General features: G+C 52.4%; 14 protein-coding genes. 5 read left to right on the top strand and 9 right to left on the bottom strand.

Features of this window, described 5'->3' with window-relative positions; genetic code table 11:
* Positions 1 to 173: 173 nt before the first annotated feature.
* The 5 genes from yidC to LVJ85_RS01605 all read right to left on the bottom strand — a co-directional run bounded on the left by yidC (position 174) and on the right by LVJ85_RS01605 (position 2,905).
* Positions 174 to 1,823 carry a membrane protein insertase YidC gene (gene yidC, locus LVJ85_RS01625; protein WP_085363469.1) on the bottom strand — a complete coding sequence of 550 codons (1,650 nt, stop codon included), beginning with the start codon at positions 1,821 to 1,823 and terminating at the stop codon, positions 174 to 176.
* A 166-nt stretch (positions 1,824 to 1,989) separates the two neighbouring features.
* Positions 1,990 to 2,220 carry a membrane protein insertion efficiency factor YidD gene (yidD, locus tag LVJ85_RS01620; RefSeq protein WP_054599452.1) on the bottom strand — a complete coding sequence of 77 codons (231 nt, stop codon included), beginning with the start codon at positions 2,218 to 2,220 and terminating at the stop codon, positions 1,990 to 1,992.
* Entirely contained in the window at positions 2,214 to 2,552 is a 339-nt protein-coding gene (gene rnpA, locus LVJ85_RS01615; RefSeq protein ID WP_244740889.1) for a ribonuclease P protein component, read from the bottom strand. Before rnpA ends, yidD begins: the two co-directional genes overlap by 7 nt.
* A 1-nt stretch (position 2,553) precedes the next feature.
* Positions 2,554 to 2,688 (bottom strand): 50S ribosomal protein L34, encoded by a 135-nt coding sequence (gene rpmH, locus LVJ85_RS01610; RefSeq protein ID WP_004283944.1) that lies wholly within the window; start codon positions 2,686 to 2,688, stop codon positions 2,554 to 2,556.
* 67 nt (positions 2,689 to 2,755) lie between these two features.
* The gene (locus tag LVJ85_RS01605; protein ID WP_244740886.1) at positions 2,756 to 2,905 is read right to left on the bottom strand and encodes a hypothetical protein; all 150 of its coding nucleotides are present in this window, start codon (positions 2,903 to 2,905) and stop codon (positions 2,756 to 2,758) included.
* A gap of 58 nt (positions 2,906 to 2,963) precedes the next feature.
* On the opposite strand from LVJ85_RS01605, the gene dnaA reads away from it, so the two are divergent.
* The 3 genes from dnaA (at position 2,964) to LVJ85_RS01590 (ending at position 7,580) form a co-directional block, all read left to right on the top strand.
* The gene (gene dnaA, locus LVJ85_RS01600; protein WP_244740884.1) at positions 2,964 to 4,511 is read left to right on the top strand and encodes a chromosomal replication initiator protein DnaA; all 1,548 of its coding nucleotides are present in this window, start codon (positions 2,964 to 2,966) and stop codon (positions 4,509 to 4,511) included.
* A 19-nt stretch (positions 4,512 to 4,530) separates the two neighbouring features.
* Entirely contained in the window at positions 4,531 to 5,634 is a 1,104-nt protein-coding gene (gene dnaN, locus LVJ85_RS01595; protein ID WP_244740880.1) for a DNA polymerase III subunit beta, read from the top strand.
* Positions 5,635 to 5,786: 152 nt separating this feature from the next.
* A complete protein-coding gene (locus LVJ85_RS01590; RefSeq protein WP_244740877.1) occupies positions 5,787 to 7,580 on the top strand; it encodes a hypothetical protein in 1,794 nt (597 codons plus the stop codon).
* A 50-nt stretch (positions 7,581 to 7,630) separates the two neighbouring features.
* Here the strand turns inward: LVJ85_RS01590 and LVJ85_RS01585 are convergent, their stop codons facing one another.
* The 3 genes from LVJ85_RS01585 to LVJ85_RS01575 form a co-directional block, all read right to left on the bottom strand.
* Positions 7,631 to 9,799, bottom strand: coding sequence for a primosomal protein N' (locus LVJ85_RS01585; RefSeq protein WP_244740875.1), 2,169 nt, complete (start codon positions 9,797 to 9,799; stop codon positions 7,631 to 7,633).
* A 94-nt stretch (positions 9,800 to 9,893) separates the two neighbouring features.
* The gene (gene aroG / locus LVJ85_RS01580; protein ID WP_244740872.1) at positions 9,894 to 10,937 is read right to left on the bottom strand and encodes a 3-deoxy-7-phosphoheptulonate synthase AroG; all 1,044 of its coding nucleotides are present in this window, start codon (positions 10,935 to 10,937) and stop codon (positions 9,894 to 9,896) included.
* Positions 10,938 to 11,003: 66 nt separating this feature from the next.
* Positions 11,004 to 11,150: a hypothetical protein gene (locus tag LVJ85_RS01575; RefSeq protein ID WP_244740868.1), complete on the bottom strand. Its 147-nt coding sequence runs from the start codon at positions 11,148 to 11,150 to the stop codon at positions 11,004 to 11,006.
* A gap of 218 nt (positions 11,151 to 11,368) precedes the next feature.
* On the opposite strand from LVJ85_RS01575, the gene pgi reads away from it, so the two are divergent.
* The gene (pgi, locus tag LVJ85_RS01570; RefSeq protein ID WP_244740866.1) at positions 11,369 to 13,006 is read left to right on the top strand and encodes a glucose-6-phosphate isomerase; all 1,638 of its coding nucleotides are present in this window, start codon (positions 11,369 to 11,371) and stop codon (positions 13,004 to 13,006) included.
* Positions 13,007 to 13,270: 264 nt separating this feature from the next.
* On the top strand, positions 13,271 to 14,716 hold the full coding sequence (locus LVJ85_RS01565) for a hypothetical protein (protein ID WP_244740864.1): 1,446 nt from the start codon (positions 13,271 to 13,273) through the stop codon (positions 14,714 to 14,716).
* A 79-nt stretch (positions 14,717 to 14,795) separates the two neighbouring features.
* On the opposite strand, the gene LVJ85_RS01560 is transcribed toward LVJ85_RS01565, so the two are convergent.
* The gene (locus tag LVJ85_RS01560) at positions 14,796 to 15,587 is read right to left on the bottom strand and encodes a methyltransferase domain-containing protein (protein WP_244740861.1); all 792 of its coding nucleotides are present in this window, start codon (positions 15,585 to 15,587) and stop codon (positions 14,796 to 14,798) included.

Here is a 15,587-nt window from a genome sequence, read left to right as displayed (position 1 = left end):
TGTCAAGCGGCAAAATAACTGTCGGATTATACCTGATTTCCTATGTATTTTCAGCGTTTTTAAGCGTTTTTGCATACCCTGAAATTCATTTGCAGGCGGCTTCGGCGAAAACAAAAAAGGCCGTCTGAAAAATCGTTTTCAGACGGCCTCTGCCACATTCGGTTCACACCTGCTTAAGAAACCACTTCACCTGCAGCGCGTTGTTTCTCAATGCTCTTATTGATATACCACTGCTGGAAAATAGTCAGAATATTGTTGACTACCCAGTAAAGCACCAAACCTGCCGGGAAGAAGAAGAACATTACCGAGAAAATAATCGGCATGATTTTCATCATTTTAGCCTGCATCGGATCGGTGGGCGGCGGGTTCAGATAAGTTTGGATAAACATGGTGGCCGCCATAATAATCGGCAGAATAAACCACGGATCGGGGCGGCTCAGGTCGGTAATCCAGCCCATCCACGGTGCTTGACGCAATTCCACAGAAGAGAAAATCGCCCAATACAAACCAATGAACACGGGGATTTGCAGCAACATGGGCAAGCAGCCGCCAAGCGGGTTGATTTTCTCGTCTTTGTACATCTGCATCATCGCCTGCTGCATCGCCATACGGTCGTCGCCATACTTCTCTTTCAAAGCCTGCAAGCGCGGCGCAACGGCACGCATTTTGGCCATTGAGCGGTAAGAAGCGTTGGTGAGCGGGTAGAGAATCGCTTTCACAATAATGGTCAGCAATACAATCGCCCAGCCCCAGTTGCCGACAAAACCGTGCAATTTATCCAGTAGCCAAAACAGCGGCGACGCAAAAATATGCACTTTGCCGTAGTCTTTCGCCAACTGTAAATTGTCGGCCACTTGGCTGATCACGCTGGTGGTTTGCGGGCCGGCATACAGGCCGATGGGGAAATCCAGCTTCGAGCCGCTTTGAACGGCGGGCATCGGTACTCGAACGGAAGCCGAATACAGATTATCGCTGCGGCGTTTCAAATCGATCTGACAAGCACCTGCCGCACAAACGGTTTTACCGTCTTTCGGCTGCAAAATCCAAGTGGACATAAAGTAGTGCTGAATCATGCCCAACCAGCCGCTGTCGGTTTTGCGCACATATTCGGCTTGGTCTTTGCCGGATTGGTAATCGTCGTCCAAGTCATCGAACGGCACTTTTTCAAACTCGCCCGCCGGCGTATAAACCACGGGGCCTGCGTAGGTTTGGTTGAAATAACCTTCGCCTTCGGGTTTGCTGTTGTCTCTCAGCAAGCGGTACACGGCATCCAATTTCACCGGTGCGCCGCTGTTGTTGGTCACGTCGTAACGCACGTCAATCAGGTAGCTGCCTTTGGTAAAGGTGTAGATTTTATTGATGTTCAAGCCGGCGGTTTCCGGTGCGGTCAAACGCACTTCCACTTTATCGCCGTTCAAAGTGTATTGCTTCTGAGGCGCGGTAAACGCTACGTCTTTCAATACATTGTGGCCGTCTGAATTCAGCAATTCAGATTGAGCAACATAAGTGTAGGCTTTGCTGTCGTTAAACAGCACAAAATCTTTGCTTTCATCACTGCTGGCATTGTATTTCAACAAAGTCAGCCCGCGCAGATCGCCGGTTTTCTCATCAATTACCGCTTTAACCGTATCGGTTGTCACGGTAACCGGCACAGACGGCGTCAATGCAGCGGCAGCAGCCGGAACCGCTTGGGTTGGCGCCGCTTGGTTTTGTACGGCCTGTTGCTGGGCAGGATTAGGTTTGGGCGTCGGGAACATCTGCTCCCACCCAAACAAAATCGCCGCAGCAAGGGCGAAAAAAATGACATATCTTTTAGCTTCCATAGAATATTCCTAATGGTACTGTGAGTGTGCGACCCGCAAGCCGCCGCCTGTTTCGAAGTGGTTCGGGTCAAACTTTAAGCCCCGATGCCAAACAAGCACCGTTTGTTTCAGACGGCATTATATAAAAAACCGATAACGGCCGGCCGAACAATATTCCTACTGCAAATCAAGGTACGGGGTCATGCCCGCATCCTCCCCACGGATGGCAGCGTGCAATGCGCTTTAATGCCAGCCAGCCGCCTTTGAATGCCCCGTATTTTTTTACCGCTTCCACCGCATACTGCGAACAGGTCGGCGTATAACGGCAACGCGGCGGAATCAGCGGGCTGACGGCATACTGGTAAAAACGGATTAAAGCCAGCAAAAGCTTGGCCGGGATGTTTTTCAGTTTCAGCATTTCCGAATCAGATAAGCCAGCTGCTGCCGCGCTTCTTGGGCATTGCTGCGGTCAAACCGCTGGCGTACGCGCACCACAAAATCATGCGGCGGCAAAGTTTCTTTATTGCAGCGGAACCATTCGCGTATTACCCGCTTCATATAATTGCGCTCATGTGCACGTTTGGCGTTTTTTTTGCTGACTACCAATCCCAAACGCGCGTGCGGCAAACCGTTTTCAGTCAGGAAAAACACTTGCAGCATAGATGCCGCCCGTTGTTTTTTAAACGCAAAAACGGATGAAAAGTCATCCGTTTTCAATAAGCGGTAACGCTTGGCGAAGCCTTGGCTCAAGTTACACTGCCAAACGTTTGCGGCCTTTGGCACGACGCGCAGCCAAAACGGCGCGGCCGCCACGGGTTTTAGAGCGTACCAAGAAACCGTGGGTGCGTTTGCGGCGGGTAACGGAAGGTTGATAAGTGCGTTTCATGTCTGTTTCCTAAGTTTTTTCAGAAAATTAAACCGCGAATTACACCTTAAATCTCGGGTTTTGTCAATTAATAAAACAGCTTGGCTGCCGAAGCGGCGCATTCGCCGGGGCAGTTGTTGCAGAAATGGCGGTTGTGGATAATTTTCGGTATAATCCGCCGAATCCGCCCGCACACGCAACAGGCCGTCTGAAAAATCAATAATCTATTGTTTAACAAAACTTTTTCACACGCTTCCTGTCGTTACACACAACCGCTACATCAGGCAATTCAAAATATGACGCTTGCAGAATTTTGGCCGCAATGCCTCCGCCGACTTCACGATACCCTCCCGATGCAACAGTTTCAAACCTGGATTGCACCGCTGACCGTGGGCGAAGAAAACGGCGCATGGGTGGTGTACGGTAAAAACCAATTCGCCGTAAACATGCTCAAAAACAGCTTTTCTGCCGCCATCGAAGCCGCGCGCGCAGAGTTGGCGCCCGACATGCCCGCCCTGCTGTTTAAAGCCGGCAGCGGGCAAAGCTATGCCATCGCCCCGCAAGCAGATAAACAAGTTAACGCAACAGCGGCAAAAGTTTCAGACGGCCTCAACAGCCATACTGAAACGCCTACGATGCCGTCTGAAAACAAAACGGCAACAGCAAACAAACCCGCTTCTGCCAAAAGCGCCCAAGATATTTTGGCCGAACGCATGAAGCATTTGCCCGCCGAAGGCAGCCGCACCAAAAAAACCGTTGTAGAAAACAAACCCGCAACCAAACCCAAAAGCGTGCCTGCGCAACCTAAAGAAGACCATTACGCGCAAACCAACCTTTCGTCTGATTACACTTTCGAAACTCTGGTAGAAGGTAAAGGCAACCGCATCGCCGCAGCCGCCGCAAAATCTATTGCCGAAAACCCCGGCCAGGGCTACAACCCCTTTTTCCTTTACGGCAGCACCGGTTTGGGCAAAACCCACTTAGTGCAGGCCATCGGCAACGAACTGCTGAAAAACAAACCAGATGCCAAAGTGCGCTATATGCACTCCGATGATTATGTGCGCAGCTTTATGAATGCCGTGCGCAACAACAGTTATGACGTATTCAAACAACAATACAAACAATACGACCTCTTAATCATCGACGACATCCAATTTATCAAGGGCAAAGACCGTACAATGGAAGAGTTTTTCTATTTGTACAACCATTTCCACAACAAGAAAAAACAGCTCATCCTTACCTGCGACGTATTGCCCACCAAAATCGAAGACATGGACGCCCGCCTGAGATCACGCTTTTCATGGGGGCTGACGCTCGAATTGGAACCGCCCGAGCTGGAAATGCGCGTAGCCATTTTGCAGAAAAAAGCCGAAACCGCCGGCGTCGATTTAAACGAAGATGCCGCCTTTTTCATTGCCAACCTCATCCGCTCCAACGTGCGCGAACTCGAAGGCGCATTCAACCGCGTGAGTGCCAGCAGTCGCTTTTTAAACAAGCCGATCGATATCGACTTAGCCAGAAACGCCCTGCAAGATATCGTTGCCAGCTCGTATAAAGTCATTACCGCCGACCTGATTATCGACGCCACCGCACGATACTACCGCATCAAAATGAGTGATATAGTAGGCAAAAAACGCACACGGAATATCGCCCGCCCGCGCCAGATTGCCATGAGCCTCACCAAAGAGCTGACCAACCTGAGCCTGCCCAGCATAGGCGACGCCTTCGGCGGCCGCGACCACACCACCGTGATGCACGGCGTAAAAGCCATAGCCAAACTGCGCGACGAAGACCCCGAATTGGCGCAGGATTACGAAAAACTGTTAATTATTATCCAAAACTGATTAGCCCGAAGGGATGACCATGTTGATTTTACAAGCCGAACGCGATGCCCTGCTCAAACCCCTGCAAGCCGTAACCGGCATCGTCGAACGCCGCCACACACTGCCGATTCTGTCGAACGTATTGCTCGAAAACATCCACGGGCAAACCAATATTCTGGCTACCGATTTGGAAATCCAAATCAACACCTCCGGCCCCCACAGCGAAGCCGAAGACTTCCGCATCACCACCAATGCCAAAAAGCTGCAAGACATCTTGCGCGCCCTGCCCGACGGCTCGCTCGTCGCACTCGACTGGGCGCAAAACCGCCTTACCCTCAAAGCAGGCAAATCACGCTTCAACCTGCAAACCCTACCCGCAGAAGATTTCCCCCTCATGAGCGTAGGCGAAAACGTGAGCGCCGCCTTCTCACTGCCGCAAGAAGCCTTTAAAAACATGCTTTCCCAAGTGCAGTACAGCATGGCCGTGCAAGACATCCGCTACTACCTCAACGGCCTCTTGATGCAGGTAGAAGGCGACCAACTGCGCCTCGTCGCCACCGACGGCCACCGCCTCGCCTACTCCAGCACCACCATCGACGCCGACCTGCCCAAAGCAGAAGTAATCCTCCCGCGCAAAACCGTGCTCGAACTCTTCAAACTGCTCAACCACCCCGCCGAACCGATTACCGTAGAGCTGCTCAACAACCAAGTACGTTTCCGCTGCAACGATACCGTGATCGTCAGCAAAATCGTCGACGGCAAATTCCCCGACTTCAACCGCGTAATTCCGCTTGACAACGACAAAATCTTTTTGGTTAACCGCACCCAGCTGCTCGGCGCCCTCGAACGCGCCGCCATTCTCGCCAACGAAAAATTCCGCGGCGCCCGCCTGCTGCTGCGCCCCGGCCTGTTGAGCGTCGTGTGTAGCAACAACGAACAGGAAGAAGCCCGCGAAGAATTGGAAATCGCCTATCAAGGCGACGAACTCGAAGTCGGCTTCAACATCGGCTACCTGATGGACGTATTGCGCAACGTACACGCCGACGACATGCAGCTTGCCTTCGGCGACGCCAACCGCTCCACCCTGTTCACCATTCCGAACAACCCCAATTTCAAATACATCGTGATGCCGATGCGCATCTAATCCGTGTCTTAATTCAAGCTGGAAACATGAGGCCGTCTGAAAAACAATTTTCAGACGGCCTCATACTCTTCAATCTCTATCCGCTTCATTCGCAACATACTCTTTTCCGTTTAGCCGTTATAATTACGCGCATCTTGAACGGGATAGTCTTTATGAACAAACGTATTCTTATTTCATCTCTCACCAGCCTGATACTCGGCTTGATGTTTTCCTTTTCAGCAGCAGCGAATACATCGGTTCAGTCCAATCGTACGGCTGCGAACGCTACTGCTACAACAAAAACAACTGAAGCTACAAAGGATGAGCAGCTCAAAATAGACAATCACAATCTAAGTGCCTCGCAAGCTGAAATGTTGCAAGACAATATTTCGGCATTGCGTATGCAGGTTATGGATAACCAGCAGCAAAACATCAACTGGTGGCTTGCAGCAATCGCTCTATTGGGTTTAATTCTCCCCTATATGTTTTACCAAAAAGAGCGAGAAAATATGCTTTCAAAATTTGAAGGTGCTTTAAAAGAAATCAAAGAATATTCAGAAAAAACACAGACTTTAACCAACCAAGCTGAAGAAAATGCCTCAAAAGCGCAAGCACTTTTGGAACAGATTCAAAACACCCGAAATCAAGCAGAGAAAGAACTTACTGAATTAAAACAAAAAACCCATGACTACAACCCAGAAAAACAAAGTAAAGAAGAACAACAAAGCAGTATTAAAGCTGCTGAAAAACTATCAGAACACAGAGATCTTCCCCTTATCGAACAACTACGCGCCCAAGCTATTCTACTATCTGACAAAGCGGATCAGAGCAAAAGTTATCAAGACCATCTTCAAGCATTTTATGCTTGGCAAGCCGTATTGCAACAAAATAGTCAAGACGAGCAGGCCAACTTCAACTCAGGCCTACAAGCTTGTTACTTACACGAAAAAGGCGACCGAGAACAACAAATCCATTGGTTCCCTGAAATAGAAAAATATTATCAAAAGACATTGATTATCAACCCTTATGAGCATGACGCCATCAATAACTGGGGAAATGCTTTAAATAATGAAGCACAAGCCTTAGCCGCACAGGGCAATATCGAAGCAGCATTTAAAACATGGCACAGGGCGGAAGAAAAATACCAATTGTCCTTAGCCCTCAAGCCTGATGATTATGGAGTTGCCTACAACTGGGGAAATACTTTAAATCACGAAGCCCAAGTTTTGGCCACACAGGGCGATACCGAAACAGCATTTAAAACATGGCGCAGGGCGGAAGAAAAATACCGACTATCCTTAGCCATCAAGCCCGACAATAATGGAGCCGCCTACAACTGGGGAAATGCCTTAGACAACGAAGCACAAGCCTTGGCCGCACAGGGCGATACCGAAGCGGCATTTAAAACTTGGCTCAAGGCAGGAGAAAAATACCAACTATCCTTAGTCATTAAGCCCGATGATTATGAAGCCGCCTACAGTTGGGGAATCGCTTTAAATAATGAAGCACGGATGTTAGCTAAGCAGGGAGAAACCGCAGCGGCATTAGAAAAATGGCGCGACGCAGGAGAAAAATACCGACAAGCATTGGCTATCAAGCCTGACATGTATCAAGCCGCCGATAACTGGTTAGGTACTTTACTGCGCGAGCACCATACTTTAAAAGAAAAAGACAATCAACCTGCCGAAGTACAAACCAAACTGCAACAAGCCCGCGATTTGGTTAATGACTTTTTAAGCAAAAATCCGCAACATCAAGAAAAGCTGGCTTACAACCATGCCTGCATATACGCCTTAGAAGGGAATGTAGCCGAAGCGGTAAAACAATTACGCCTTGCACAACAAGTAAATAACTTCCCCGACAAGGATCATATTGAAACAGATCCCGACTTCGACAACATCCGCCACACCCCCGAATTCCAAGCATGGTTTAAAGAGGCTTTTCCCGAATCTTCTGCCGAAAGCTAACCATTCATAACCTTAAAGGCCGTCTGAAAAATCATTTTCAGACGGCCTCTTCACATCTCTTGCGGGTCGATATCCACCGACCATCTCACTTTGCCGTCGCGGTACTGCTGCAACACCTGCACCCACAGGCTCACGGCGTGGTGCAGGTCTTTGCGGGAGGCGGATTCTAAAAACACTTGTGCGCGTTCGCGTTCGGCCAGCCGCGCCATCAGCATGGGCACGGGGCCGAAGGCGGATACAATTTCGGGCAGCAACGGTTGGGTAACGGCTTGGATGTCGTTGAGAAACTGCACGGCTTCGTCGATTTTGACGGCATCGGCGCGGATGGCTGTCTGAAAACCGAAGGGCGGCATATTGAATGTTTGCCGTTCGTTCAGCTCGTTTTCGGCGAAGATGCGGTAGTTTTGTGCTTTTACGGCGGCGAATACGGGATGTTCGGGCAGTTGGGTTTGGATAAGCACTTTGCCGGCGGCTTCGGCGCGCCCTGCCCGGCCGGAAACCTGCATCAGTTCGGCAAACAGTCTTTCGGGGGCGCGGAAGTCGGCGCTATAGAGGCTGCCGTCGGCGTTTAATACGATCACGAGGTTCAGCCGTGCGAAGTCGTGGCCTTTGGCGAGCATTTGGGTGCCGACGAGGATGTCGATGTCGTTGGCGGCGATGCGTCGGTATAAATCGGCCCAGTCGTTTTTGTGGGCGGTACTGTCGCGGTCGACGCGGGCAACTTTGGCTTGCGGGATGAAGTTGCGCAGGGTTTCTTCGACGCGTTGGGTGCCGTGGCCGACGGCGGTGAGGTCTTGGTTGCCGCATTCGGGGCATTTGTAGGGTACGGGCCGTCTGAAATCGCAATGGTGGCAGCGCAGTTGGCGGGCGCGTTGGTGCAGCACCATTTTGGCGGAGCAGCGCGGGCAGCCGAAGGTGTGGCCGCAGTCGCCGCAAAACAGGGCGGGTGCGAAGCCGCGGCGGTTGAGATACACCAGCGACATGCCGCCTTGTTCGTGGTTGGTTTTGAGCAGTTTCAGGGCTTGCGGCGAGAAGCCGTTATCGAGCGGCAGGCGGCGCACGTCTAGGATATCGACTTGCGGCAGTTGGGCGGCGGAATGGGCGCGTTCGGTCAGTTCGAGCAGTTGGTACGCGCCGGTTTGTGCTTTGTGCCAGCTTTCCAAACTGGGGGTGGCGCTGCCGAGCACGATGGGGCAACTGCTTTGCCGTGCGCGCCAAACGGCCAAATCGCGGGCTTGGTAGCGCAGTTCGTTGTCTTGTTTGAATGAGGAATCGTGCTCTTCGTCCACCACCACCAAGCCCAAATCGGGCAGCGGGGTGAACACGGCCAGCCGCGTGCCGATAATCAGTTTGGCCTGCCCGAGCATGGCGCGCAGATAGTCTTGCGTGCGTTTGCCGGACGCGGTTTGGCTGTGCAGCACGGCGGTCGGCACGTCGGCAAAACGGGCTTCCACGCGCTTGAGCAGTTGCGGCGTGAGGTTGATTTCGGGCAGCAGAAACAGCACTTGCCTGCCCGCCGCCAGCACTTTGGCCATCACGTCGAAATAGACTTCGGTTTTGCCGCTGCCGGTGATGCCGTAGAGCAGGAAGGGTTTGAAGGTATCGGTGGCCGTCTGAACGGCTTGCGCGGCGGCTTGCTGCTCGGCGTTTAATCGGTGTTCAGACGGCCTCAACACGGGCGCGGCGGCTTGGGAGGTGCGTATCCAGCCGTTTTCCATCCACTCTTGCAGCAGTTTCGGCGCTTGGTTGTTGATGTGTTTCAAGGCCGCCATGCTGAGGCCGTCTGAAAACAAAGCCTGCCACAAGGCGTGTTTTTTGTGGAAACGCTCCGGCGGCGGGGTTTGCGCTTTGCCTGCTTCGTTCAAAGCATAAAACTGCGGCGGCTGCGGTGCTTCAACGGGCTTGGTCTCTTTCAAGCCCAAAGGCAGCGCGGTAAACACGGCCTGCCCGAGCGGATAATGGTAATAGCGCGAAGTGAACTCCAGCAGCTTGCACCAGCTTTCGGGAAACAGCGGCTCGTCGGTAAAGGCCGTCTGAACCGGCAGGATTTTCGCCGCATCAATCTCCGGCGCTACGCCGCCCGCCCACACCACACCGGCAACGGGTTTGCCGCGAAACGGCACCACTACCCGACAACCTTTGGGCAAGGCGGTCGGGTGGCCGTAGGTTAAGAGGCCGTCTGAAATGGGGATGTTGAGGGCGATGTGGTGGTAGATCATGCGGGTATTATAACTGAGGCCGTCTGAAAAGATTTCAGACGGCCTGTATTCTAGCGTAGCATTATGCCGTTTACTTAAAAAAACACCTAACGGATTACACGCGGCTGCGGTTGGCTTCTGCCAGCAAGGCGAGCAGCTCTTCGGTTTGCTCCCAGCCGATGCAGGCGTCGGTGATGCTTTGGCCGTAGCATTCGGGCTTGTCTTGGCGGCCTTCTACCAAGTGGCTTTCCACCATCACGCCCATGATGTTGTTTTCGCCGTCGCGGATTTGCTGTGCAACATCTTGGGCAACTTCCATTTGGCGGCGGTAATCTTTGCGGCTGTTGGCATGGCTGAAATCGACCATCAGTTTGGGCGTTACGCCTGCCTGCGTGAGCTGTTCGGCTGCGGCTTTCACATGTTCGCTGCTGTAATTCGGCTCTTTGCCGCCGCGCAAAATCACATGGCAGTCGGGGTTGCCGGCGGTGTGGACAATCGCGGAGTGGCCGGCTTTGGTAACCGACAGGAAATGGTGCGGATGGTTAGCGGCGCCGATGGCATCGATGGCGATTTTCAGGTTGCCGTCGGTGCCGTTTTTGAAGCCGACCGGGCAAGACAGGCCGCTGGCCAGCTCACGGTGCACTTGGCTTTCGGTGGTACGCGCACCGATGGCGCCCCATGAAATCAGGTCGGCATAGTATTGCGGGGTAATCATGTCGAGAAACTCGGTCGAAGCGGGCATACCCATATCGTTGAGCGTAAGCAGCAGCTTGCGGGCTTGGCGCAGGCCGAAGTTGATGTCAAACGTGCCGTCGAGGTGCGGGTCGTTGATCAAACCTTTCCAGCCGACGGTGGTGCGCGGTTTTTCAAAATAAACGCGCATCACGATCAACAGTTCTTTTTCGTATTTTTGACGCAGCGGCAGCAGGCGTTGCGCATATTCGAGCGCGGCTTTGGGGTCGTGGATGGAACACGGGCCGATAATCACCAGCAGGCGGTTGTCTTTACCGTGTACGAGATCGGCCACTTCATGGCGGGTTTGGTGAACCAAATCGGCCGCTTTTTCGGTGATGGGCAATTCGTAAAGATGGGCAATCGGGGGGAGCAGTTCTTTAACTTCTCTGATTTTTACATCGTCTGTTTGGTGGCGTGGTGTCATGATTGTTCTTTTCTGTGCAATGAATCAGGCTGCAAGGTTAACGGTTCGCACCGTTAATGGCAAGGCTCACAGTTTATTTTTAGCTATTTTATTGTCTAAATCTATGATTTTATCTTTCGTGAGAATTAAAATTTTTCTTTTTGGAAAATATTGGTATTTTATTTTAATAGAATGCTGAAAAATTAAACCAGCATGAGCATTTTCAGACGGCATGAACTTTATCCGCCTGAATTTGCCCAATCCATAGACTGCCCGTTACGGCGCGTCTTGGCTTCCATTCAATCACAAAGATAAAAATAACCTTGCGGATTGTTATATACTACACGGCACTACATCGAGATAACTGCTGCTCCGCTGAAACCGTTTTCAGACGGCCTGCAACAACCGTTTAAACTCACTAACCACAAGATTTCATTAAAGCGTCCCACCATATGACTAAAGAACTGACTGCCATCTGGCAAGACCTGCAAGCCCATCAGATCAATACCTCGTCGCTCAACATGCGCGACCAATTCCAAGCCGACCCTGCGCGTTTCGACAAAATGCACGAAACCCTGCACGGCCTTTTGCTTGATTACAGCAAAAACCGCATCAGCGAAGAAACCCTCGATTTATTGTGCCGCTTGGCCGACGCCTCAGGCGTCAAACAGCAGGCCGAAGCCATGCGCCGCGGCGACAAAATCAACCTCAGCGAAAACCGCGCCGTGCTGCACACCGCCCTGCGCTTACCCGCCGGCTCGCCCGCCGTGTATGTGGACGGCGAAAACGTCCTTTCCGATATCCACCGCGAACTGGAACGCGCCTCAACCTTTGCCGACAGCCTGCTCAACGGCTCGCACACCGGCGCCACCGGCAAACGCATTACCGATTTCGTCCACATCGGCATCGGCGGCTCCGATTTAGGCCCCCGGCTTGCCGTTCAAGCCTTGCAGCCTTACCTGCAAAACATCCGCGTGCATTTCGTTTCCAACTCCGACGACGCCAACATTGCCCAAGTGCTGGCACCGCTCAACCCCGAAACCACCGTATTCTGCGTGGCCAGCAAATCGTTCGGCACTCCCGAAACCCTGCTCAACGCCCAAGCTGCGCGCAATTGGTTCTGCAACGGCGGCTTAAACGAAGCCGACATCGCCCGCCACTTCACCGCCATCTCCAGCAATGTCGAAGCCGCCCGCGATTTCGGCATCACGCCCGAGCATGTGTTTGCCATGTTTGACTTTGTCGGCGGGCGTTATTCCGTCTGGTCTGCCATCGGCCTGCCCGTGATGGTTGCCATCGGCAGCGCCCGCTTCCGTGAATTGCTCAACGGCGCACACGCTATGGACGAGCACTTCTTCCATACCGATTTCCGCCACAACATGCCCGTTTTGCTCGCCTTGCTCGGCGTGTGGTACGGCAATTTCTGCAACGCTTGCGGCCACGCGGTCGTGCCGTACAGCCACAACCTCCGCCGCCTGCCCGCCTATCTGAAACAGCTTGATATGGAGAGCAACGGCAAACGGCGCACCTTGCAGGGCGAAACCGTGAGCTGGCACACCGGCGGCATCGTGTTCGGCGAAGAAGGCGTTAACGGGCAGCATGCCTTTTTCCAGCTGCTCCACCAAGGCACACGCCTGATTCCTACCGACTTCATCGTGCCCATGCGCACACCCTACAATATCGGCCGCCAACACTGCTTCACCGTTGCCAACGCTTTCGCGCAGGCCGAAGCGCTGATGCTGGGTAAAACCCTAGACGAAGCCCGCGCAGAGTTGGCCGGTTTGCCCGAAGCCGAACGCGAAGCATTGGCACCGCACAAAGAGTTCCCCGGCAACCGCCCCAGCAACAGCATCCTTATCGACGAGCTAAATCCATTCAACCTCGGTATGCTACTCGCCTTATACGAACACAAAATCTTTGTGCAAGGCGTGATTTGGAACATCAACCCGTTCGACCAATGGGGCGTGGAATACGGCAAAGTGCTCGCCAAAAACATCGAACCCGAGCTGGAGCAAACCGCCGAACTGCATCACGATGCCTCCACCAACGGCTTGATCGGTTTCTACCGCCGCTGCACCCGCGATACTTAACAGCAGTCCCCCCCTAAACCCAATGAGGCCGTCTGAAAATCCTTGTGCAGATTTTTCAGACGGCCTCAAGTTTGATATCACATCCCATCGGATCCAAAATCCATCATACTTGTTTGCAGCATTTCAGCCTTCAAAATCCACACCCATAATTCATAACGAACACTCAAGCAAACATGCTGGACAAATAATTCACTCTTCCCGATAATCGGCGAAATTTACACAACCCCATCCAACAACCAACCACTTAAATCCCAAAGGAAAATAATGAAAATAAGCGCATTAACCGCAGCCTTGGCCTTAATCGGCTTGAGCGCGTGCAGCACTTTAGACGGTAAAAGTCCTCACGAAATGATCAGCCACTCCGTAGAACGCGGCCTGACCAAAGATTACAGCTACAACTTCCAAGGAGAAATCAAAGTTGCCTTTACCCCGTTCGACAAAGGCTACGCACCGAAACAGGCAGCCAAAGAAAAAGCCGCTGCCGACTTAGCCGCCGGCCTTGAAGCAGCCAGCCTTGAAGCTGCATCCGAAGCAGAAACTGAATTTGAAGCAGCATATGAAGAAGTTGCCGCAGCCTATGCCGAACCCGTAGAAAGCGACAACGAATATTCAGACGGCACCGATACCGAAAGCGATAGCGAAAACAGTTCCAAGGACTACCGTGCAGCAGCCTTCATGCTCAAAGCCATGACGCCGTCGTTGCTGACTACCCTACCCTCCAGCGCCAACAATACGGGCAGAAAAGTGGCCGACTATCTTCACGACCGCCCGGCCATGGCACGTTACCTTGAAAACGCCCGCATCAAATATTCCGGCGCTTTGGATTTAAGCCGCAAAAAATTAGAACTGACGCCGGAATTTTCAATGGTTAACCGCAATGAAAGTACCCGCATCAGCATGCCCATGGTGTTTGACGGCGAAGAAATGAGCGTGATCGTCGATCTGCCCGCCTCCGTGCCGGCCGCACTCAACCTCGTTGCCCCGCCGTCCCTGCGCGAACGTTTGATTCACGAACCGATTTATCTGAAGCTGTCTGATTTGGATGAGTTGGTAAACGAAGAAGAAGACAAAGAAAAACAAGATTCGCCGAAAAACTATCCGCTCAAAACCATGGTAAAAGCCATGTTTATCGCCGCTTACCGTGCTTATGCCGATATTCCGCCGCAGTATTACCACAGCCTGCCGCCCGACGAATACACCAAACAGGCCGGCGGCACATACCGCATCCACTATCTGATGGACGATAAATTCGAGAAACTCTTCACGCTGGCGATGAAAAAACATTTCTCGCAAGAATTCGACCGCTTGCAGAAAGAAAAACCCGAACCCACCGTCAGCAAGGAGAAATACGAAAAAACCAAACAACTGTTTCTCGGCGCGTTTGACAGCCTCAACGACAGCGCCCGCTTAAGCGACATCGCAGGCATGCCCATTTCATCCGATTGGTATCTCGATAAAAAAGGACGCTTGGTCGGCGTGCGCCATTATATGCAAATCAACGGCGAATTACAGGCGCTCAATATCGACTCCGTTCTCTATATGAACCGCTTCGGTAAGCCGGTGTTTACCTTTAACCCCGACAAAACCAAAACCATCAGCCTGAAAGAAGCCATCAAAGCATTTAAGGGCGATAAAAGCGATGAAACGGCCGATATTCCCGACAACGAAGATCAAGAGCCATACAAAATCTACGAACACGTCGAGCGTTAAGCCCGCTGTATTCCATTGATTCGCATATAAAAACACCTGCCGCAAGCCAAACCCGCGGCAGGTGTTTTTATATGCGCTTCTATTGCGGCTTTTTCGGATAAAACTGAACCGGGCTTTCCCCTTGCGGCAACATCAGTTTCTTCACCGCATGGCCGTACACCGTTTCCAGTGTCACCGCCAATTCACCCTCTTCGGCAAACACCGCCTCCACCGCTTCCCGCGCCGCAGCTTGATCATCAAACACCAGCGACGCCCACAAGCCCAGAGTATCCATATCCTGCCAAAACGTTTCCGCCCGACGGTAATGCAATTCCAGCTTGGCCGTATCCATCACCGGATCATAAAAGCCGTGATGAAACAGCATATCGCCCAAATCGTGCATATCAAACAGCATCGGCGTTTCCACCGCAATGCCCCGCTTTTTCAGACGGCCTGTCAACCCGCTTAAAGTATCAATGCCGAAATGGGTAAAAAACAGCAAGCCGTTGGTCTTCAACGCACGCGCCCAGTTTTCAAACACCGGCACAGGCTCTTTGGCCGTGATCAAGGCCAGATTCGCCCACAACATATCCGCTGCGGCTTCAGGCAGCGCCGCTTCAACGGCTTGGCAATGCTGCACCACTTTCTTGCCCGTGAGCTTCTGCCACAAACCCGACTTACGCGCTTGGGCGGCCGCTTCCAAAAAATCAGGGCGCGGGTCGTATTCCGTAAACACGGCTTTAGGATAACGGGCGGCAAGCAGGCTGCGGCTTTCATCGGCATCCGCGCCCACCAAAACAATCTGTTGCGGCACATGGCGCACCAGCTGCAAACGCTCGTCGGTATTTCGGGCAAGATAGCGGTGAATCTGCCAGCGGTCGGAGGAACTCAT

This window comes from Neisseria sp. Dent CA1/247 (assembly GCF_022870825.1).
GTDB classification, from domain to species: Bacteria; Pseudomonadota; Gammaproteobacteria; order Burkholderiales; family Neisseriaceae; genus Neisseria; species Neisseria zoodegmatis.
This window is presented reverse-complemented; position numbering and strand designations above follow the sequence as displayed.